The 562-nt window shown below is 43.6% G+C and carries 1 protein-coding gene; it reads left to right on the top strand.

Annotated features, from left to right (window positions below; all coding sequences use genetic code 11):
• Positions 1 to 562, top strand: a 562-nt coding sequence (locus tag C9J38_RS21660) for a tyrosine-type recombinase/integrase (RefSeq protein WP_146144084.1), incomplete at both ends; no start/stop codon positions are given.

Below are 562 nucleotides of genomic sequence, written 5' to 3'. Positions count from 1 at the left end.
ATTTTACACAACTGATCAAAACACATTCATGGAGTACCGTGAAAATTGATCGCAATGGCTTACAGTTTTTCTTTAAGCATGTCCTTCAACGTGATTGGGAGTGGCTGAACATTGTAAAGCCGCCACACGTGAAAACCTTACCTGACATTTTGACGCCAACCGAAGTGAGCCTATTGATCAATGCCACTTCGCAACTGCGTTACCAAGTGTTTTTTCTGACCTTATATAGCCTCGGGTTACGGCTAGGTGAAGGGTTAAATCTCACAGTGGGTGATATTGATAGCCATCGTATGTTTGTCCATATTCGACAAGGCAAAGGGGGTAAAGACAGGTTCATCCCACTACCAAGGCGAACCCTGTATGCCCTGCGATATTATTGGCAAACCCACAAAAATAGTCGTTATCTTTTTCCTTCACCGTTCAATGTTAACCATACCGTGATGGATCGCGGTGGCGTTCAAAAAGCAATGAAAGCCGTCATTAAAAGCTGTGGGATCACGAAATCTATCAGTCCTCATAATTTACGTCATAGCTATGCCACTCACCTGTTAGAACGAGGCTT

This window comes from Photobacterium sp. GB-210 (assembly GCF_003026075.1).
Lineage (GTDB): Bacteria > Pseudomonadota > Gammaproteobacteria > Enterobacterales > Vibrionaceae > Photobacterium.
This window is presented reverse-complemented; position numbering and strand designations above follow the sequence as displayed.